This window comes from Streptomyces sp. NPDC001348 (genome assembly GCF_053597535.1).
The window spans coordinates 180,902-199,860 of record NZ_JBSFIK010000002.1 but is presented as its reverse complement, the minus strand read 5'-3'; the positions used below and the strand labels follow the sequence as shown (position 1 = coordinate 199,860).

The 18,959-nt window shown below is 72.9% G+C and carries 17 protein-coding genes; 9 read left to right on the top strand and 8 right to left on the bottom strand.

All coding sequences use genetic code 11. From position 1 onward, the window contains the following. A partial coding sequence (locus ACWC21_RS02710; RefSeq protein ID WP_450877383.1) for a phosphatase PAP2 family protein occupies window positions 1–1,088 on the bottom strand: 1,088 nt, incomplete at its 3' end. A 195-nt stretch (window positions 1,089–1,283) separates the two neighbouring features. Further along, entirely contained in the window at window positions 1,284–2,183 is a 900-nt protein-coding gene (locus ACWC21_RS02705; RefSeq protein ID WP_450877381.1) for an N-acetylglucosamine kinase, read from the bottom strand. Between the two features lie 224 nt (window positions 2,184–2,407). Between ACWC21_RS02705 and ACWC21_RS02700 the strand changes: the two genes are divergently transcribed. Continuing rightward, a complete protein-coding gene (locus tag ACWC21_RS02700; RefSeq protein WP_450877379.1) occupies window positions 2,408–3,535 on the top strand; it encodes an ROK family protein in 1,128 nt (375 codons plus the stop codon). 30 nt (window positions 3,536–3,565) lie between these two features. On the opposite strand, the gene ACWC21_RS02695 is transcribed toward ACWC21_RS02700, so the two are convergent. After that, on the bottom strand, window positions 3,566–4,744 hold the full coding sequence (locus ACWC21_RS02695) for an ROK family protein (RefSeq protein ID WP_450877377.1): 1,179 nt from the start codon (window positions 4,742–4,744) through the stop codon (window positions 3,566–3,568). 248 nt (window positions 4,745–4,992) lie between these two features. On the opposite strand from ACWC21_RS02695, the gene ACWC21_RS02690 reads away from it, so the two are divergent. From ACWC21_RS02690 to ACWC21_RS02675, 4 genes are all read left to right on the top strand, one after another. Further along, window positions 4,993–6,318 (top strand): extracellular solute-binding protein, encoded by a 1,326-nt coding sequence (locus tag ACWC21_RS02690; RefSeq protein ID WP_450877375.1) that lies wholly within the window; start codon window positions 4,993–4,995, stop codon window positions 6,316–6,318. A 115-nt stretch (window positions 6,319–6,433) separates the two neighbouring features. After that, window positions 6,434–7,345 carry a carbohydrate ABC transporter permease gene (locus ACWC21_RS02685; RefSeq protein ID WP_450877373.1) on the top strand — a complete coding sequence of 304 codons (912 nt, stop codon included), beginning with the start codon at window positions 6,434–6,436 and terminating at the stop codon, window positions 7,343–7,345. Beyond that, window positions 7,342–8,244: a carbohydrate ABC transporter permease gene (locus ACWC21_RS02680; RefSeq protein ID WP_450877371.1), complete on the top strand. Its 903-nt coding sequence runs from the start codon at window positions 7,342–7,344 to the stop codon at window positions 8,242–8,244. The genes ACWC21_RS02685 and ACWC21_RS02680 overlap by 4 nt, the downstream gene beginning before the upstream one ends. 2 nt (window positions 8,245–8,246) lie before the next feature. Continuing rightward, window positions 8,247–9,965, top strand: coding sequence for a hypothetical protein (locus ACWC21_RS02675; RefSeq protein WP_450877369.1), 1,719 nt, complete (start codon window positions 8,247–8,249; stop codon window positions 9,963–9,965). 1 nt (window position 9,966) lies between these two features. Here ACWC21_RS02675 and ACWC21_RS02670 read toward each other — a convergent pair whose 3' ends face one another. Then, window positions 9,967–10,626: a nucleoside/nucleotide kinase family protein gene (locus tag ACWC21_RS02670; protein ID WP_450877367.1), complete on the bottom strand. Its 660-nt coding sequence runs from the start codon at window positions 10,624–10,626 to the stop codon at window positions 9,967–9,969. A gap of 113 nt (window positions 10,627–10,739) precedes the next feature. Here ACWC21_RS02670 and ACWC21_RS02665 point away from each other — a divergent pair, with 113 nt between their 5' ends. Further along, the gene (locus tag ACWC21_RS02665; protein ID WP_450877365.1) at window positions 10,740–11,480 is read left to right on the top strand and encodes an HAD family hydrolase; all 741 of its coding nucleotides are present in this window, start codon (window positions 10,740–10,742) and stop codon (window positions 11,478–11,480) included. After that, complete coding sequence (locus tag ACWC21_RS02660) at window positions 11,477–13,819, top strand: glycoside hydrolase family 65 protein (protein ID WP_450877363.1); 2,343 nt, start codon at window positions 11,477–11,479, stop codon at window positions 13,817–13,819. Before ACWC21_RS02665 ends, ACWC21_RS02660 begins: the two co-directional genes overlap by 4 nt. A 6-nt stretch (window positions 13,820–13,825) precedes the next feature. Here ACWC21_RS02660 and ACWC21_RS02655 read toward each other — a convergent pair whose 3' ends face one another. The 3 genes from ACWC21_RS02655 to ACWC21_RS02645 form a co-directional block, all read right to left on the bottom strand. Further along, the gene (locus ACWC21_RS02655; protein WP_450877361.1) at window positions 13,826–13,978 is read right to left on the bottom strand and encodes a hypothetical protein; all 153 of its coding nucleotides are present in this window, start codon (window positions 13,976–13,978) and stop codon (window positions 13,826–13,828) included. A gap of 66 nt (window positions 13,979–14,044) precedes the next feature. Beyond that, window positions 14,045–14,938, bottom strand: a complete 894-nt coding sequence (locus tag ACWC21_RS02650; protein WP_450877359.1) for a M56 family metallopeptidase — start codon at window positions 14,936–14,938, stop codon at window positions 14,045–14,047. Beyond that, on the bottom strand, window positions 14,935–15,318 hold the full coding sequence (locus ACWC21_RS02645) for a BlaI/MecI/CopY family transcriptional regulator (protein WP_450877357.1): 384 nt from the start codon (window positions 15,316–15,318) through the stop codon (window positions 14,935–14,937). The genes ACWC21_RS02650 and ACWC21_RS02645 overlap by 4 nt, the downstream gene beginning before the upstream one ends. A gap of 196 nt (window positions 15,319–15,514) precedes the next feature. On the opposite strand from ACWC21_RS02645, the gene ACWC21_RS02640 reads away from it, so the two are divergent. Both ACWC21_RS02640 and ACWC21_RS02635 read left to right on the top strand, forming a co-directional pair. Beyond that, window positions 15,515–16,999 (top strand): hypothetical protein, encoded by a 1,485-nt coding sequence (locus tag ACWC21_RS02640; protein WP_450877355.1) that lies wholly within the window; start codon window positions 15,515–15,517, stop codon window positions 16,997–16,999. Continuing rightward, the gene (locus tag ACWC21_RS02635; RefSeq protein ID WP_450877353.1) at window positions 16,996–17,943 is read left to right on the top strand and encodes a lysylphosphatidylglycerol synthase domain-containing protein; all 948 of its coding nucleotides are present in this window, start codon (window positions 16,996–16,998) and stop codon (window positions 17,941–17,943) included. Before ACWC21_RS02640 ends, ACWC21_RS02635 begins: the two co-directional genes overlap by 4 nt. Before the next feature lie 281 nt (window positions 17,944–18,224). On the opposite strand, the gene ACWC21_RS02630 is transcribed toward ACWC21_RS02635, so the two are convergent. Beyond that, a complete protein-coding gene (locus ACWC21_RS02630; protein ID WP_450877352.1) occupies window positions 18,225–18,929 on the bottom strand; it encodes a phosphatase PAP2 family protein in 705 nt (234 codons plus the stop codon). Between the last annotated feature and the right edge of the window lie 30 nt (window positions 18,930–18,959).

Here is an 18,959-nt window from a genome sequence, read left to right as displayed (position 1 = left end):
CCGGCGTCCGTCCCGGTCTGCTCCTCGAAGTACGCCAGCGCCTGGGCCCGGGCGGCCTGTTTGAGGGCGGCGTTGGCCGGGTCCGCGAGGGTCGCCGCGGCCAGCGCGGTGGCCATGATCCGGCCGCCGATGACATCGACGGTGGAGTGCATGCCGGCCATGATCCGGGTGTGGCTCAGCTCGAAGGCACGGGTCACCAGCTCCTGGAAGCGCTCCGGGACCGCGTACGCCAGCGCGAGCCCCGCCAGGTGGAAGGCGTTGGTGTGGCCGCTGGGGAAGCCGCCGTCGTCGGTGGGGGAGGTGCTGCGCTGGCGCAGCAGCTGCGGGGCGACGACCACCTTGGAGTCGTACACCGGGTAGCCGAGCGCGTCGGTCCGCCCCGTGTCGACGACCTCGCTGTCCTCGTTCATGCGCCAGGGACGCGGATACTGGTAGGCGTACTTGGCCGGGTTGCCGGAGGCGTAGGGCCCGCGCACGGTGTCGACCAGCTCGGCCACCTTGCCCAGGGCGGAGTCGTGCGAGCCGGCGCCGAGCGCCGAGCCGGCCGGGGCGTCGGCGGGCACGGCGTCGTCGACCTTGGCCGGCGGGGTGCCGTCGGGGGCGGCGGTGATCGAGGTGACCGCCTTGGCGCCCGCCTTGTAGAGGTCTGCCAGCGGGCCCAGACCCGCGATCATCGCGTAGCTCTGGTGCTGCCGGTCGTAGACGAACGCCTCCTTCGCCTCGGCGTCCGTGCGCGCGGCCGTGACGCGGGCGCAGTAGCGCATGTTGGCGCGCAGCACCTCGGGCCGCAGCACGGCGCCGGTGTTCCAGGCGGAGCCGGTCTTCCACACCTGGGCGAAACCGCCGAGGACGCGGACCACCGCGTTGGTCTCGGGGGTGAGGTTCGCCGGAACGTTGGACCTGTAGTCGTCGACGAACGCGGCGGGGACCGTCGCGGCCTTGGCATCGGCGGCGGCCAGCCAGCCGGCGAACGTGGGCGCCGCGAGCACGCCCGCCGAGGCGCCGAGCGAGGTCTTGAGGAATCCGCGCCGGCCGACGGCGTGTGCGCGGACCGGCGAGGGGGAGTGGTGCCCGGCTGATGACGGCATGCGGCTGCCTCTCTTTGGTTCTTCTGTTGTGGTCGGAGACGGGAAGAGTGCGGGGGCGCAGAACGGCTCCCGAGTCCTGCGCCCCCGTCGCTGCGTGACGTGTGAAGATCTACGGCCGGACCGTGACCCGTCGGCGAGGGCCCGGCGACCGACACCTGTCCCGTGGGTGAACGAGGGCGACGAGGCCGGTGTGGCTCACAGGAGCGACCGGGCCAGCGCCACCGCGCCCTCGACCGGCGGCACCCGCAGGGGCTGGGGCCGGGCGCCGGGCACGCGCTCGGCGAGTGCCGAGGCGAAGGCGTCGTACAGGGCCGGCTGGGCGAGGACGGTGCTGCCCGCCACGACGACGTCGTCCACCGGGAGCCCGCGTGCGGCGAGCCGTTCGACCAGGGCGGCCAGTGCCCGGCCGCCCTCGGAGATCACCGCGCGGGCGAGCACCGAGCCGGCCTCGGCGGCGGCGAACACGGCCGGTGCGTGCCGGCCCCAGTCGGCGGAGGGGCTGGAGGCGCTCTCCAGGGCCGCGCCGAGCGCCGGAACCTCCGCGACGCGGAACGCCGCGACCAGGCCCCGGGCCAGCGCGTCCGGCGGCTCCCCGCGGTCGTGCGCGGCCCAGACGGCCCGTGCCGCCTCCCGGACCAGGCCGGCCGCGCCGCCCTCGTCACCGAGCACCGCGCCCCAGCCGCCGACCTGGACAGCGGTGCCGTCGGCGAGCCTGCCGACCGCGACGGAGCCGGTACCGGCCACGAGGCCGACCCCCTTGTCCAGTCCGGCGGCGGGGACGAGGAGCTCGGCGTCGCCCACCACCGACGCGGGCACGGGGAGGCGTTCGAAAAGCGCGGCGCGGATCTCCTGGCACTGGCGGGCCGTCTCGCAGGCGTGGCCGCCCACGGCGAGCGCGGACGGGCGGGCACCGGCCGGCAGCGCCTCGCGGACCAGCGCGGCCAGCCAGTCGGCGGCGGCCACGGGGTCGTGCGGCCGCCAGCCGCCGCTGCTGCGGACGTGATCGGCGACGCGGGTGTCCGACGCGGTGGCGCGCAGCTGGGTCTTGGTGCCGCCCACGTCGATACCGACCACCAGGGGCGTGGAGTTGCGCACGGATCCTCTTTCGTCGTTGCGCCGCGCCGCGACCGCGGAACGTGCCTGGGCCGACGGCAGGCATCACAAAGCCCCGGGGCGGGCCTCGTGCGGATCACGGCAGGCCGGTAACCTGGGATTCGTTAGGAAATTAACTAACGAAGTAGGGTGCGTCAAGAGTCGCGGAGTCCCGGTGCCGGGCGCCCCTCGCGGCCACCTCGCCGCAGCACGATCCGGGGAGAGCATTGGACCTGAGTGAGAGCGCCCGCGCGGTGTTCGACGTACTGGCCGAGGCGGGCAGCGCGACCCGTCCCCAGCTGGCCGCCGGTGCGGGCCTTTCCAAGCCGACCGTCTCCCTGGCCGTGGCCGAGCTGGAGTCGGCCGGACTCGCCGCCTGCTCCGGCACCGCCTCCGGCGCGACCGGCCGTTCCGCCGCCGTCTACCGTCTCGGACGGGCCTCGGGTGCCGTACTCGCCGTCGACCTGGGCCCCGGCCGGACACGTGTGCGCGGCTGTGCCCTGGACGGCACCCTGCTCGCCCAGGGCACCGGTTCCCGGCAGGGTGCCGCCGACACCGTCCGCGCGGTCCTCGGCGAACTGCCCGCCGACGCCCCGCTGCGCGCGGTCGTCGTCGCCGTCGGCGATGTCACCACCCGGGACCCGTGGGGCAGCGGTATGCGCCCGGCGACGGCCAAGGCCGGTCCCGCCTTCGACGCCCTGGCCGTCGCACTGCCGCAGGGCGTGCCCGTCCACCTGGAGAACAACGTCAACTGCGCGGCCCTCGCCGAACTGCACGAAGGGGCCGCCCGCGGCCGTGACACCTTCGGCTATCTGCGCATCGGCGTGGGGCTGGGCCTCGGCATCGTCGTCGGCGGCCGGGTGCTGCGCGGCGTGAACGGGGCCGCCGGTGAGGTGGCCCGTCTGCCCTATCCCTGGGACGGGGGTCGCGAACCGAGCCCCGAGGCCCTGGAGCGGCACATGGGCGCACGCTCCCTGCTGCGCCGCGCGGCCGAGGCCTGGCAGGACGGCGACGGCGCCCGCCCCCGCACCACGCAGCGGCTCTTCGCCCTCGCCGCACAGGGCCACGCCACGGCGCGCGCCGTGGTCGCCGCCCATGCCGCCGACGTGGGCAGGCTCGCCGCCGCCGTCACCGCCGTTCTCGACCCCGGCCTGATCGTCCTCGGCGGCGCCGTCGGCGCCGAGCCGCAGCTCCTGCCCGGGGTGCGGGCCGAACTCGCCCGGCTGAGCTGGCCCACCGAGGTCGTCAGCAGCGAGGTCGGCGACAGCGGCACGGTGGCCGGCGCGGCCCGGCTCGCCGTGGCCCGGGGAATCCGGTCCGTGACCGGTGCGCCGGCCCGCGCTTCCGCCCGGTGACCGCCCTGGCGTCCGGCGGACGCCAGGGGATCAGGCGAGGTACGTCGCGGACCGGGCGTGTTCGATCGTCAGCGCGCTCACGCCGGTGATCGCCGCGTCGAAACCGAGTTCGCTCACCGCGATCCGCGGTACCCAGGGGATCCGGCCGACGAGACGCCGGGAGAGGTGCTCGGCGGACTCCTCGCTGTACTGGGCGAACGCACCGGCGAGCACGATGACCTGGGGCGAGAGCACCACCGAGACGGCGACCAGGGTGAGGGCCATCAGGTCGAAGAACTCGTCGCGGGCTCGCAGGGCCTCGCTGTCGTCCGCCCGGCAGCGGGCCATCATCGCGCGGAACGCGGGACCGATGCGCCTGCCGTGCAGGCCTTCCCGCGCGGCGAACGGAAGCGCCTGCGCCGCCAGACTGGACTCGATGTCGCCCTGTTCCGTGAAGTAACGGGTGAACGACGCGCTGGAGGCCAGCAGGAAGCCGATCTCGCCCGCGGCCGACCGGTGCCCCCGGTACAGGTGCCCGTCGTTGAGGATGCCCGCGCCGAGTCTGGCGCCGAGCACGAAGGCCACGGCACTGTGCGCGTCCGCGAGGGCACCGCTCGACCACTCGCCGTAGACGGTGGCGTTGGCGTCGTTCTCGACATGCACCGGAAGGCCGCACCGGGCCGACACTATGTCGGCGAGCGGCAGCTCCCGCCAGTCGAGCTCGACCGCCTTGGACACCACTCCCGCGTGCACGATGCCGGGCACCGTGATGCCGACGGCGGCGATCGGCGCTGTCACCCCCGTCTGCGTGGCGGTCAGCCGGTCCACGAGCTGGAGCAGCCCCTCGATGCGGGCCGCGCCGGCGTCCGCGCCGTCGAGGTCGAAGCTGAGGCTCTCCTCGTGCAGGGTGGTCCCGCCCAGATTGACCACGCGTCCCCGTGCCGTGTACTCGGTGACGTCGACCGCCATGATGGCGCGGGCCGACGACGCGAACCGCAGCAGGGACGAGGGCCGGCCGACCGAGGAGCGCATCTGGCCCGCGACCTCCACCGCGCCCTCCTCGATGAGTGCCGAGCACAGCCGGTCGACGGTGGCCGAGCCGAGACCGGTGCGCTCCTGGATATCGCGTCTTGACAGAGGTCCGTGCTCGCGTAGAACGTCGAGGATCGCGGTCCGGTTGATTGCGGTGACGTGCCGTGTCGTCGCGGTGCGCGGCGCCCGTGGTTTCACAACACTCCCCTGTTCCCCCAGATACCCATCACACTGATAGCAAAGTCAGTCTGCGCCCCCGGTTGCCCAGACGCCAGACAGTAGCAGGCCTTTTTCCAGAAGCCATGGTCACGTCGAAAGCGTCAGATATGTAACGAGAAGCTGCCGATCCCTTGTGAGTATTTTCATCACAGTGATAAGAAACTGGGCACCTGCTACTGCCAGCGGCCGGCGCCGTGCTCCGTCCGCTACGACCGAAGGGATCGAAGATGATCTGTGTGGGTGTGCGGCGCTCCCGCCGGCTGGGCGGCTCGGTCCGCCGCTTGGTGCCCGCGGCCGCGCTGGCCACGTCGGCCGCCCTCCTCCTCGCCGGCTGCGGCTCGGGGTCGGGGTCCGGTGGCAACGCGAAGTCGCTGACGTTCTGGATCTCCACGGTTCCGGGGCAGGACGCGGGCTGGAAGAAGCTGGTGGCGCAGTACAAGAAGGAGAACGGCGTCTCCGTCAAGCTCGTCAACATCCCCTACGACGGCTACACGACGAAGCTGCACAACGCCGCGCAGGCGAACTCCCTGCCCGACGTGGCGGCCGTGCCGTCGCTGGACCCGATCTGGTCGAGCAAGCTGATCGACCTCAGCTCCATCGCCGGCAACAAGAGCTACAACATCAACGCCAACTTCCTCGCCAAGGACTCGTCCGGGAAGGTGCTGTCCATCCCCTCGGACGTCACCGCGTCCGGCCTGTTCATCAACAAGTCGCTGTTCAAGAAGGCCGGCGTCTCCTTCCCGACCTCGCCGAAGAAGACCTGGACCTGGACCGACTTCATCAAGGCGGCGAACAAGGTCCGCGAGAAGACCGGTGCCAAGTACTCCCTGACCTTCGACCAGTCGCCGTCCCGGCTCCGGGCCATGGTGTACGAGATGGGCGGGAAGTACGTCCACGCGGACTCCTCCGGCAAGTTCTCGGTGGACGCGGCCACCAAGAAGGCCGTGAAGACGTTCGTCGGATGGAACGACAACAAGACCATGCCGAAGTCGGTGTGGACCAGCGGCGCCGACCCGTCCGCCATGTTCCAGAGCGGTGACGTGGTCGCCTACTGGTCCGGCGTGTGGCAGGTCGCGGCCTTCGCCGAGAGCATCAAGAAGTTCGACTGGGCCAGCGTCCCGACTCCCGCCCAGCCGGTGCAGGCCAGCGACGTCAACGCAGGCGGCATGATGGTCGGCTTCAACAACAACGGAGCCGCGGCCACCGCCGCCAAGAAGTTCCTGTCCTGGGTCTACGAGCCGGACCACTACAGCGAGCTGTGCGAGGCCTCCGGCTTCCTGCCCGTCGAGAACGGACTGAACCCGAAGTACCCCTTCACCTCCCAGGCGGCGCAGGCGGCGTTCAAGCTGTACAACGAGGAGATCCCGCTCTACGCCCCGATCTCCGGCTACTTCAACGGCGCCCAGACGCAGTGGGTGCTGAAGGGCAAGAGCATCACCGAGGATCCGACCAAGACGGAACTCGGCAAGGCGATCAACGGTCAGCAGTCGCCCGACAAGGCTCTGGAGAACATCGTGGCCGGCTACAACCAGCAGGTCGGCGGCGTCTCGTAGGCCGCTCGGCCGGGCGGCGGCGAGACACCGCCGCCCGGCCCCGGGCGCGCCCTGTGATGCCGGGCTCATGCGTGAGCCCACCCGCAATCCCTTCCCCCAGCACGGAGTCAGGAAGATGACCATTAGCGCCTCGGACGTGTCCGCGAGCCCGCCCAGGAGACGCAGCAAGTACACCCTCGCGCCGCTCGTTCTCATCGCGGCCAATGTCGTGCTCTTCGCGCTGTTCTTCGTCTGGCCTGCGGTGATCGGGCTCGTCTACTCCTTCACGAACTACACGGGCGTGGGAGTGTTCCAGTGGGTGGGACTGGACAACTACCACAACCTGTTCGGGGACTCCACGTTCTACGACGCGCTGACCCGGACGCTGCTGTACACCGTCCTCTTCGTCCCGCTGAACTTCGCGCTCTCGCTGCTCGCCGCCAATCTGGTGGTGAACAAGCACGCCAAGGGCTCGTCGGTCGCCCGCGTCATCTTCTTCATCCCGTGGCTGCTGTCGCCCATCGTCGTGGGCGTCCTGTGGCGGTGGCTGTTCGGTGAGAACTTCGGGCTGGTCAACTACGTCATCGAGAAGCTCGGCGGGCCCGCCGTTCCCTGGCAGTCGAACGCGGACCTCTCGCTGCTGGTGGTGGTGATGGCGGCATCCTGGATGTGGACGGGGTTCACGATGCTGCTGTTCATCGCGGCGATCAAGAACGTACCGGTGTCGTACTACGAGGCGGCCTCGCTCGACGGCGCCGGCCCGTGGCGCCAGTTCATCAGCATCACGCTGCCGAGCATCGCGCCCACCTCGTTCATCGTCATCCTGCTCAACACGATCAACGCGATGAAGGAATACCCGGTGTTCGTCGCACTCAACAACGGCGGACCCGGATCGTCGAACAACCTGCTCGTCCAGTACATCTACGAGACCGGCTTCAAACGCGGCCAGATCGGCTACGCGAGCGCGGCGTCGTTCGTGCTCATGCTCATCCTGATGGCCGTCGCGATCATCCAGCTGATCGTCAACCGGCGGGTGGAGAACCGATGACAACCACAGACATGCCACGCCCGCTCGACGCCGACGCGAAGCAAGTGGTCTCCAGGAAGCGGCCGCGCAGCGCGGCCGGTGGTGGGCTCCGGCGGGCGGTGTCCGCGACCGCACTGCTGTGGATCCTGGCGTGCCTCTACGGTCTGCCGGTGCTGTGGTTCATCCTCAGCTCCCTCAAGCCGGCCAGCGACCTGTTCTCCTATCCGCTGACGCTGGTTCCGCACCACCCCACCCTCTCGGGTTACCTGACCGCGTGGCGCAGCGCCAACTTCTCCCAGTACTTCGCCAACACGGCCCTCGTGTGCGTGATCACGACCATCCTCACGGTGGGTGTCAGCTGCTGCACCGGATACGCGCTGGCCAAGTACGACAACAAATGGCTCAAGGCGTTCTTCCTCTGCATCCTGGCCACCACGATGCTGCCGGGCGAGGTCATGCTCGCCCCGGAGTTCCTGGTGGTCCGCAACCTCGGCCTCTACAACTCGTTCGCCGGCATCATCCTGCCGGCCGTGCTCACCGCGACCGGATGCTTCATGTTCCGCCAGTTCTTCCTGACGGTTCCCGACGAACTCGTGGAAGCCGCACGCATCGACGGCGCCCGAGAACTGTCGATCTTCCTGCGGATCATGGTGCCGCTCTCCCGGCCCATCATGCTGACCCTCGCCATCCTGTCCTTCCAGTGGCGGTGGAACGACTACATCTGGCCGCTGCTGATGCTGAACGACCCCGGTAAGTTCACCGTGCAGATCGGCATCCAGAGCATCGTCGGCGCGCAGAACATCAACTGGTCGGTCCTGCTCGGCGCGTCGGTCATCTCCATGATCCCGCTGATCGCCGTCTTCCTGGTCTTCCAGCGCTACGTCATGGGCGCCGACATCAACGCCGGCCTGAAGGACTGACCGTGCAGATCACGCTCGACCGCGAGTTCGTCCGCGAGGTGGCCCGTGCCGCCGACCGGCTGGCCGTCCCGCTGGCGGACCGCCCGGACGAGGAGCCGGCCGGTGTGTCCCACCGCGGTCTGGCGCACCGGGTGAAGACACTTCTGGCGGCGTACCGTTCACCGGACTCGGCGCTGCACGGCAGCGAGCGGGCCGTCGCGGCCGCGACGGCCCACCTCGCCGCTCTCCGGGCCCTGCAGACCCCCTCCGGCCTCTTCGCCGGCGGCGACAACGTGCAGTCACCCCCGGATTCCGCGTTCACCGTCAACGACGTGTGCGACGCACACGTCCTCGCCACCGGCGCGGGGCCGGAACTGCGCGAGGCCGCCGCCGCCCTCGCCGAGATCGCCGGCGGGGCCCGCGAAAGCCTGCGGACGGGCGGGGTGCACACGCCGAACCACCGCTGGGAGCTGTGCGCGGCGCTGGCCCGGCTGCACCGGTCGTTCCCGGACGGCCGGCTGCTCGACCGTGTCGACGCATGGCTCGCCGAGGGCGTCGACATCGACGCGGAGGGCCTGTACTCGGAGCGCAGCGCCAACTACGCGGCCCACGTGTCCAACCCGTCGCTGCTGCTCCTGGCCGACGTCCTCGGCCGTAACGACCTGCGGGACGCCGTCGAACGCAACCTCACCGCGACCCTGGACCTCATCAGGCCGGACGGCACGGTGGAAACCGTCCACTCGCGGCGGCAGGACCAGAACCACACGTTCCCCCTGGCGCCCTACCTGCCGCACTACCGGCTGCTCGCGATCCGTACCGGCCGGGGGGACTTCAGCCGGGCGGCGCGGCTGGCGGCGGCCCACGGCGTCGACGACCCCGACCTGCTCGCCCAGACCGTCCTCACCCCCGACCTGTGCGGCACGCTGCCGGCACCGGAGCCGGAGACCCTGCCGCGCGACCGGTACCTCACCACGGCGCGCCTCGCCTCGCACGCCTCCGCCGGCGCGCACACCGTCGTGTACGGCGGCTCGGACGTGCCCGCGCACCGGCGCATCCGCTCGGGCCTCGCCTGCAATCCGACCTTCCTGCGGCTCTTCGCCGGCGACGCGGTCCTCGACGCCGTGCGGCTGTCGCGGGGCTTCTTCGACCTCGGCCCCTTCCGCGCCACGGACATGACGCCTCTGGGGGACGGCCGGTACCGGCTCGCCGAGACCCTCACGGCCGCCTACTACCAGCCGCTCGAGCCGGCCGAACGCCGGGCGGACGGCGCCTACGAGATGGCGGACGAGGGACGTTTCTCGGCGGCGATGTCGTTCGGGCGGCGGCCGCGGGACGAGGTCGCGCTGACGACCCGCGTCGACGTGGAACTCCGGGACGACGGTGCCGACCTCCGGTTCGACATGGCCGGTCCGCGGGTGCCGTGGGCACTCGAACTGACCTTCCGGCCGGGAGGCGTCGTGCACGGCGCCGAACCGCTGGGCGACGGGCGCTGGTGTCTCGGCTCCGGGGCGACGACGTACCGGGTGGGCGAGGACGAGATCCGCGTCGAGGCCGGCGTCCACTCCGGCGAACCGCTGGCCGGACCGGACCAGGGCGACCTGCTGCGGTACGACCCGGGTCAGGACTACACACTGCTGGGAGGGACCGACGCGACGACCGGACCGCGCGTCTGCCTCGGTGGATTCGGCCCGCACACGATGGGCGTCACCCTGCGCGCCCGCCGCTCGACGGCGCACGCGTGACTCACGCCACGGACGCGCTCGGCGGCAGCGCGGCGGCCGGCACGACCAGGTCGGCCCGGCCGCGGGTCGCGGCGATCAGTTCGGCGTTGGGCTGGTCGCTGCGCATCACCCACGCGACCGCCTCCTCGTGCGTCTTGCCGAACTCCTCGTGCCGGGCGACCAGACGGCGCAGGCGCTCCTGCTCGTCCAGCTCGCAGAACCACACCTCGTCGAGCCGGCCGCGGACGCGGGGCCACACACCGGTGTCCAGCAGCAGGTAGTTGCCCTCCGTCACCACCAGCCGGGCCGTGGGCGGCACCGCGATCGCGCCCGCGAGCGGCTGCTCCAGCACCCGCTCGAAGCCCGGCGCGTACACCACCTCGTCCCGCTCCTCGCGCAGCCGCCCGAGCAGCGCCGCGTACCCGGCGGCGTCGAAGGTGTCCGGTGCGCCCTTGCGGTCCCGGCGGCCCAGACGGTCCAGTTCGGCGTCGGCCAGATGGAAGCCGTCCATCGGGACGTGCGCCACCCAGGGCCGCCCGGTGCCGTTCAGCGCGCGCACCAGATGCTCGGCCAGCGTCGACTTGCCGGCGCCCGGACTGCCGGCGATGCCGAGGAGGGCGCGAGGGCCCTGTTCGGCGAGGGAGCGGGCGCGGGCGAGGAGGTCGTCGAAAGTCAGGGACACGCCGGAGAGTCTGTCACCCGGCGACGGCCGGCGGGGCGTGTGGTGCGCGCCGCCCGGAGGCATGTGGTGTGCGCCACCCAATGGAACCGGCCCTGCGGGGAAGTGTGCTGGGTATGACTGAGCTCGGTCTGCCCGACACCATCCAGGCCTGTCTCTTCGACCTCGACGGGGTCGTCACCAGAACGGCCGTCGTGCACGCGGCCGCCTGGAAGGAGACGTTCGACGACTTCCTGCGCGGATACGAGGGTGAGCGCGCCCGGCCGTTCGACGCGGTGGCCGACTACGACGAGTACGTCGACGGACGCCCGCGCGCGGACGGTGTGCGCACCTTCCTCGCCTCCCGGGGCATCGAGCTGCCCGAGGGCGAACCCGGCGACCCACCGGACGCCCGGACGGTGCAGGGCATCGGCAACCGCAAGAACCAGCTGGTCCTGGAGAAGATCCGCACCGAGGGCGTGGAGGCCTACGAGGGCACGCTGCGCTACATCGACGCCGTGCGCGCGAAGGGGCTCAGGACCGCGATCGTCTCCTCCAGCGCCAACACCCGGGATGTGCTGCGCTCCATCGGCGCCGAGCACCTCTTCGACGTCCGGATCGACGGCGTGGTCGCCGCCGAGCGCGGGCTGCCGGGCAAGCCCGCCCCGGACACCTTCCAGGCCGCCGCCCGCGACCTCGGCGTCGAGTACCGGCAGGCCGCCGTCTTCGAGGACGCACTGGCCGGCATGGACGCCGGCCGCTCCGGCGGGTTCGGGTACGTCGTCGGCGTCGACCGGGTCGGACAGAGCGACGCCCTGTACGCGCACGGCGCCGACGTCGTGGTGAAGGACCTCGCCGAACTGGGGGGCAAGGAGTGATCACCCAGCGGTCGTACGCCGTCGAGCCCTGGACGGTGCGCGAGACCGAGCTGAACCTCGACGTGCTGGCCCAGAGCGAGTCCGTGTTCGCGCTGTCCAACGGCCACGTCGGCTGGCGCGGCAACCTCGACGAGGGCGAACCGCACGGTCTGCCCGGCAGTTACCTCAACGGCGTGCACGAGGTGCATCCGCTGCCGTACGCCGAGGCGGGCTACGGCTATCCGGAGTCCGGCCAGACGGTCATCAACGTCACCAACGGCAAGGTCCTCAGGCTGCTGGTCGACGACGAGCCGTTCGACCTGCGCTACGGCAGACTCGTCCGCCACGAGCGCGTCCTGGACCTCAGGCGCGGCGTGCTGGAGCGCACCTGCGAGTGGACGTCCCCCACGGGGTCGACGGTGCGGGTGCGCTCGACCCGGCTGGTGTCGCTCACCCAGCGCGCGGTGGCCGCCGTCGCGTACGAGGTGGAGCCCGTCGGCGACCGGGCCCGGGTGGTGATCCAGTCCGAGCTGGTCGCCAACGAGCAGTTGCCCGGGTCCAACGGCGACCCGCGCGCGGCGATGGCACTGCAGTCGCCGCTGGAGCCGGAGGAGGACTTCGCCTCGGACCGGCGGCTGCGCCTGGTGCACCGCACCCGCCGCAGCGGCCTGCGCGTCGCGGTGGCCGCCGACCACGTCGTCACCGGCCCCGAGCGGACCACCACGAGCAGCGAGAGCAACCCGGACGTGGCCCGGCTCACGGTCACCTCCGTACTGGAGCCGGGCCAGCGGCTGCGCGTGGAGAAGCTGGTCGCCCACGGCTGGTCCGGAGCCCGCTCGCTGCCCGCGATGAGCGACCAGGTCGACGCCGCCCTCGCCGCCGCCGCACACGACGGCTGGCAGGGCCTCGTCGACGAACAACGGGCCTACCTGGACGACTTCTGGGCCCGCGCGGACGTCGAGGTGGACGGCGACGAGGAGATCCAGCAGGCCGTCCGCTTCGCCCTCTTCCACGTGCTGCAGGCCGGGGCCCGCGCCGAGCAGCGGGCCATACCGGCGAAGGGCCTGACCGGCTCCGGCTACGACGGGCACGCCTTCTGGGACACCGAGATGTTCGTGCTGCCCCTCCTCACCTACACCGCGCCCGATGCCGTCGCCGAGGCACTGCGCTGGCGGTACAACACCCTGGACGCCGCCCGGGAACGCGCGGCCCAGCTCGGCCTGGAGGGCGCCGCGTTCCCCTGGCGGACCATCGAGGGGTCGGAAGGTTCCGCGTACTGGCCCGCCGGCACCGCCGCCTTCCACGTCAACGCCGACATAGCGAACGCCGTGGTGCGCTACGTCTCCGCCACCGGGGACACCGACTTCGAACGGGACACCGGGGTGGAGCTGCTGGTGGAGACTGCCCGCCTGTGGCGCTCCCTCGGCCACCACGACCACCACGGCGCCTTCCACATCGACGGCGTCACCGGTCCCGACGAGTACAGCGCGGTCGCCGACGACAACACCTACACCAACCTGATGGCCAGGGAGAACCTGCTGGCCGCGGCCGACGCCGCCGAACGCCATCCCCGGCAGGCGGAGCGGCTCGGCGTCGACGACGAGGAGAGCGCCGCCTGGCGGGACGCCGCCGAGGCCATGCACATCCCCTACAACCGCGAACTCGGGGTGCACGAGCAGCACGCGGGCTTCACGCGTTACCAGCGCTGGGACTTCGCGAACACCCGGCCCGACCAGTACCCGCTGCTGCTGAACTTCCCCTACTTCGACCTCTACCGCAAACAGGTCGTCAAGCAGGCCGACCTGGTGCTGGCGATGTACACCTGCGACGGATACTTCGACGACGAGCAGACCGCCCGCAACTTCGCCTACTACGAGCCGCTGACCGTTCGGGACTCCTCCCTGTCGGCGTGCTGCCAGGCCGTCATGGCCGCCCGGACCGGGCATCTGCGGCTGGCCCACGACTACGCGGCCGAGGCCGCCCTGATGGACCTGGCGGACCTGGAGCACAACACCCGCGACGGCCTGCACATCGCGTCGCTCGCCGGAACCTGGATGGCGCTGGTGGCCGGCTTCGGCGGAATGCGCCGGCACGACGAGGGACTGGGGTTCGCGCCGCGTCTGCCGGAGAAGATCCGCCGCCTGGCCTTCACCGTGCGCTTCCTCGGCCGCCGGCTGCGGGTGGAGGTGCACGCCGACAAGGCCACGTACGCGCTCCTCGACGGAGCACCGCTGACGATCCGTCATCACGGCGAGCCGCTCACCCTGCACCCCGACGACCCGGCCGTCCGTGCGGTACCGCCGGTCAAGCGGCGCCCGGCCCCGGAACAACCACCGCATCGGGCGCCCAGCCGCCGCTGACCGGGGTCAGGCGGGCACCGGGAACACCACGGCGTCCGTCTCCCGGCCCGGCAGCGCGGCGGGTTCCCGCCGGCCGAGCCCGCGGTGGAACGCCAGTGTGTCGTGCGCCCGGCTCCAGGTCGCCGGCCAGGCCCGGCCACCGGGCGCCCGGCCGGTCACCGCGGACAGCAGCCGGCGGCCCGGCCCGGTGCCGCGGACCGGGGGCGCACCCCCGGTTCGTCGATCTCAGCTCAGCGCGCCCGCCAGCAGGCCGATCAGGTCGCTGGTGGCGTCGGCGGCACCCAGCGCCGGCAGGGCGCCCAGAGCGAGGACGGCCAGGGCGGCGGTCCACAGCCGCGGGGGAGGGGCCGTCTGCAGGGCCGCTATACGGCGGGTGACGGCGCGGTCGGTGAAGGTCAGCGCGCATCCGGTCCGGGCGCCGCCCGCGGTGAGCGCGGCGCGGGCCAGCGCACGCGCCGTGGTGTCCCGGTCCCCGACCGCGGCCGCGGCCTGCTCGTCCGCCCAGCGCTCCACCAGGAACATCACGGTCGAACGGATCGGACGCAGCAGTGGATTGGCCGCGGCGGCGAGCGAGGCCGCGGTCACCAGGAATCCGTGCCGGTGGGCCAGGTGGGCCCGCTCATGGGCGAGCAGCACCCGGCGTTCCGCGGGTCGCAGGGCGCCCAGCATGGCGGAGGTGACCAGGATCCGGCCCGGCCGCCCGGGGATGGCGAACGCCTGCGGCAGCGCGGAGTCGGCGACGATCAGTTCGGTGTCCGCGGGATGCCCCGCGCACAGCCGCCGCAGCGACCGCCGGGTGCCGCGCTCGGCCCGCACCGCCCGGATCACACGCCGGGCGACGACGGCGAGGGCGAGCCCCGCGGCGATTCCGATGACCCCCGGTACCGGATCGGCCAGCCGGTGCCCGTCCTCCCGGGCCTCCGCGACCACCGGGGGCGCGTCACCCAGCAGCGCGGTCGCCAGCAGGACCAGGGACCAGGTGGTGGCCGCCGCGGTCAGCACGGCGGCGAAGGCCAGTGCCCGGGCGGCGAGCGCCGGCGCCACCCGCCGGCCGATCACCGGGCCGACCAGCGGCAGCAGGAGTGACAGCAGCAGCGGGGTGTAGACGTCGATCCTCATGCGCCGCCCCCACCGAGCAGGTCCCGCAGGGCCCGCTCCTCCTCCGGGCTCAGACCGGACACGAACTGCTGCAGCGCGGCGATCGGATCCGGCCCGCGGTCGAGGGCCTCGTGCATCGCCTCGGCGGTCAGCTCGGCCGCGTTCTTCGCGGGCCGGTAGGCGCCCCGCCGCCCGTCCGCGTCCCGCAGCACGAGCCCCTTGTCGTACAGCCGCTTGAGGATGGTGTGTACGGTGTTGTACGCCAGGCCGCCGCCGATATCGGTCTGGACCTCGGCGGGCGTCAGCGGCCGCTCGGCGGCCCACAGGGCGGCCAGCACCTCGCTCTCCAGTTCCCCGGCGCTGCGCCGCTCCGCTCTGCCCCGGGACCCTGTGCCAGCCATGCCCCAACCTTACAGCGCGTAGGGCCGTCAGGCGGATGGCCGTGTCCGCCGTGCGCGCGGGACCGCCAAGGGTTAGCTTGACCGTGTTTTTCGGGTTTCTCGTGAATTCGCTGGTACGTCTTCTCGAGTCCCGCCTGCGGCCCTACAGGCTGTAGGGTGGCGGAAACCCTACATAATGTAGGGGCGAAGGGGGATGATGTCCGGCAGCACGCACACCACACTCACCGGGACCCGGCGTGGCGGTCCGCGGATCGTGCCGCGGGTCGCCCGGCACACCCGCCCCGACGGCCTGCTCGCCGCCGTCGCGGTCGCCTTCACCCTCGCCCAGCTCCTGCTCGTCCGGCCCGGCATGGGCCTCGGCTGGGACGAGAGTGTGTACGTCAGCCAGGTCTCGCACGCCCCGGCGGCCTTCTTCAGCGCACCCCGGGCGCGCGGCATCTCACTGCTCGTCGCGCCCGTGGCGGCCTGGTCCTCGTCCACCCCGCTGCTGCGGATCTACCTGGCCGTCCTGTCCGGCCTGGCCCTGTTCCTCGCGCTGCGCACCTGGCGCGGCCTCTTCCCGCCCCGGGTACTGGCCTTGGCGGGCGCGCTGTTCGCCTCCCTGTGGGTGACACTCTTCTACGGCCCGCAGGTCATGCCCAACTACTGGGTGGCCGTCGGCGCGCTCGCCGCGGTCGCCTGCTTCCTGCGCGCCCGCGCCGACCACTCGGACCGGGCCGCCCTGTGGGGACTGGCCGCGAGCGCGGCGCTGATGGCCCTGATGCGGCCCACCGACGCGGTCTGGGTGACCCTGCCCCTGCTGGTGCTCGCCCTGCCCCGCCGTCACTGGCGCCCGGGCGGCATGCTGCTGGCCGGTCTGGCGGCGGGAGCGGCGGAGTGGGTCGTCGAGGCGTACGTCGGCTATGGCGGCCTCGCCCGGCGGCTGGCCGACGGCTCGGCGATCCAGGGCGGTCTGGGCTGGCACGTCGCGATCGTCGACCAGGTGCGCAGTCTGGGCGGACGGGCCCTGTGCCGGCCGTGCACGGGCGCGCTGCCCAACCCGCTGCTCACCGTCTGGTGGTTCGTGCTGCCGCTGCTCGCGGTGGCCGGCCTCGTCGTCGCCGTCCGGGCCCGGCGCCGGACCGCCACCCTGGTGGCGCTGGCCTGCGGGGCGACGGCCGCCTTCCCTTACCTGTTCATGATCGGTTACGCGGCACCCCGGTTCCTGCTGCCCGCCTACGCCCTCCTGGCGCTCCCGGTGGCCGACGCGCTGGCCCACCTGGTGACCGCCCCCTCCCGCGCCTGGCGGCCGGTGGCCGTGGCACTGGTGGCGCTGGGCCTGGCCGGGCACCTCGCCCTCCAGCTGGTCGTCCTGACGCACACCGTCGACCGCACCACCGCCTCCCACCGCACCTGGTCCCGTACCGCCGCCGAGCTGCACCGACTCGGCGTCCGCCCGTCCTGCCTGATCACCGGGCACGACGCCATCCCGATCGCGTACTACGCCGGATGCTCCTCCGCCGCGACCGCCGGACACAACGCCAACAGCACGGCGGAGATCATCGCCCGCACCGCGCGCCACACCCCGGTCGCCACCCTGGTCCCGGCCGGATCCCGGCCACCCGCCTACGCCCGGCACTGGGCCTCCGTGGCCTTCGGCGGGCTGCGCATCCACTACGTCGTACCGGTGGCCCGCCGATGACGTCCGTGCCGGACCTCGTCGCCGGTACCGGCCGCCGACGGGTGTACGGGCAGACCGCAGTCTGCCTCGCCGTCCTGACCTGCGCCGCCTACCTGGCCCGGCGGAACTGGCCGCTCCTGGAGACCGGCGCCCTGCGGCTGGCCGTCGCCGACCAGGGCTGGCTGGCGGTGGCCGCGACGGCGGCGGCCGGCACATGGGCCGCCTCGGCGTTCGCCCAGCAGGGGGCCGTCGCCGGGCCGTTGCCCGGCGGGCGGCTGCTGGCGGCGCAGTTCGCCGCCTGCGCCGCCAACCACGTCCTGCCCGCCGGGCTCGGGGCCGGCGCCGTGAACCTGCGCTTCCTGATGCGCTGCGGGCTCCCGGCGGGCCGCTCGGCGAGTGCGCTCGCGGTCAAGGCCACCGCCGGCGTGCTGGTCCGCGGTGCGCTCATCGCGGCGCTCGCCCCGGCCTGTCCGGGCCTGCTGCGGATCCCGCGCGTCCCCCCGGCGGCCCTGCCCGCCGTCCTCGCGGCCCTCCTGCTGGTGGCCGGTCTGCTCGCCAGCCCGCTGTGGCCCCGCTGCCGGACCGCCCTGGCGACCGTTCTCGCCGACATCCGGGCCGTGCACGCCAGTCCGGCCCGCGCGGTGGCCCTGTGGGGCGGCTCGGCGGGCTTCGTCGCGTTGCACTCCCTGGTGCTGATCGCCGTGACGCGGGCCGTCGGGCTGCCCCTGGCCCCGGCCCGGGTGGCCCTGCTGTATCTGGCCGCCAGCAGCGCCGCCGCCCTGCTGCCCACCCCGGGCGGCCTCGGTTCCCTCGACGCGGCCCTCGGTCTCGCCCTGACCGCGTCCGGAGCCCCGGCCGCCACGGCCGCCTCCGCCGTGCTCGGCTACCGGCTGCTCACCGTATGGCTGCCGCTGACGCCGGGACTGCTGGTCCTCGGGGTTCTGCTCCGGCGAAAGGCACTGTGACCGCCGGGGCGGACGACCCCGCGGATGCGCATGCCGGGGCCGGCGACCCCGGCATGTTCCGCAAGACACCCCTTAGTGCCCCGGCAGGCAACGTTCGCCCCGTCGCGACGCCCGGCACGCTCCCCCAGAGGGGGCACCCCCACTCGCCGCACCGGCCGAAAGCCCAAGTACATCCAGTACGAGGACTTCCGGCCGGCACTCCCCCAGCCTTCGGCCGGGGGGACCCCCAGAGCACGCACCGGACGCCGCTCCTTCACGGGCGAACGTCGCATGCCGGGGCACTAGCCCCGGTCCGTGACGTCCGGAGAATTCCTCACTGGCGCGGGTTCAGCGGGTCCAGTGGGTTCCCGGCCGCCGGCGACCACGCCCGGCGCGAGCCACCGCGAGCCCGCGCACACGCAGACGCCCAGCCAGCCCGCGGCGAAGAGCCAGCCGCCGACCACGTCGGTGAACCAGTGCACCCCCAGGAAGATGCGGGTGAGTCCCACCGACGCGCCCCAGCAGCCGACCGCCAGGCAGAGCGGCACCCGGCCGTGCGGGGCGCGCACCCACACCGCAAGGCAGAGCAGGCCGGCCGTGAGTGCCGCCGTGGTGGTGTGGCCGGAAGGGTACGACCACCCCGAGGCGTGCGTCTGCCAGTCGTACCGCGGCGGGCGGAGCCGGGCGACCAGCTCCATCACCTCGAACCGAAGGCTCTGTCCCGTGCCGAGACAGGCGACGGCCAGTACCGCGGCGGCCGGCCGCTGCCGCGGCGTCCGCGCCGCCAGCAGCCCGGCGAGCACCGCCAGCGTGTACGGGACGACGCCCGTCCCGGTGCCGGTGAGCCCACGGGCGACGGCGACCGCCACGGGCGGGCGGTGTGCCAGGGACCAGGACAGCAGGTCCCGGTCCGGGAGCAGGGGCCCGCCGTGACCGGCGACGACCATGGTCAGCACGCCGAACGCCGTCCACACGGCGAGGGTGCCCGCCCACAAGGTCCTGGTCATCGCGGCGCGCCCCTTCCCTCTGCCTCCCCG

Coding starts and splice junctions, on each gene's coding strand:
- ACWC21_RS02690 (WP_450877375.1), top strand. CDS start 4,993: ATGATCTGTGTGGGTGTGCGGCGCTCCCGCCGGCTGGGCGGCTCGGTC.
- ACWC21_RS02685 (WP_450877373.1), top strand. CDS start 6,434: ATGACCATTAGCGCCTCGGACGTGTCCGCGAGCCCGCCCAGGAGACGC.
- ACWC21_RS02680 (WP_450877371.1), top strand. CDS start 7,342: ATGACAACCACAGACATGCCACGCCCGCTCGACGCCGACGCGAAGCAA.
- ACWC21_RS02665 (WP_450877365.1), top strand. CDS start 10,740: ATGACTGAGCTCGGTCTGCCCGACACCATCCAGGCCTGTCTCTTCGAC.
- ACWC21_RS02650 (WP_450877359.1), bottom strand. CDS start 14,938: ATGAGGATCGACGTCTACACCCCGCTGCTGCTGTCACTCCTGCTGCCG.
- ACWC21_RS02645 (WP_450877357.1), bottom strand. CDS start 15,318: ATGGCTGGCACAGGGTCCCGGGGCAGAGCGGAGCGGCGCAGCGCCGGG.
- ACWC21_RS02640 (WP_450877355.1), top strand. CDS start 15,515: ATGTCCGGCAGCACGCACACCACACTCACCGGGACCCGGCGTGGCGGT.
- ACWC21_RS02635 (WP_450877353.1), top strand. CDS start 16,996: ATGACGTCCGTGCCGGACCTCGTCGCCGGTACCGGCCGCCGACGGGTG.
- ACWC21_RS02630 (WP_450877352.1), bottom strand. CDS start 18,929: ATGACCAGGACCTTGTGGGCGGGCACCCTCGCCGTGTGGACGGCGTTC.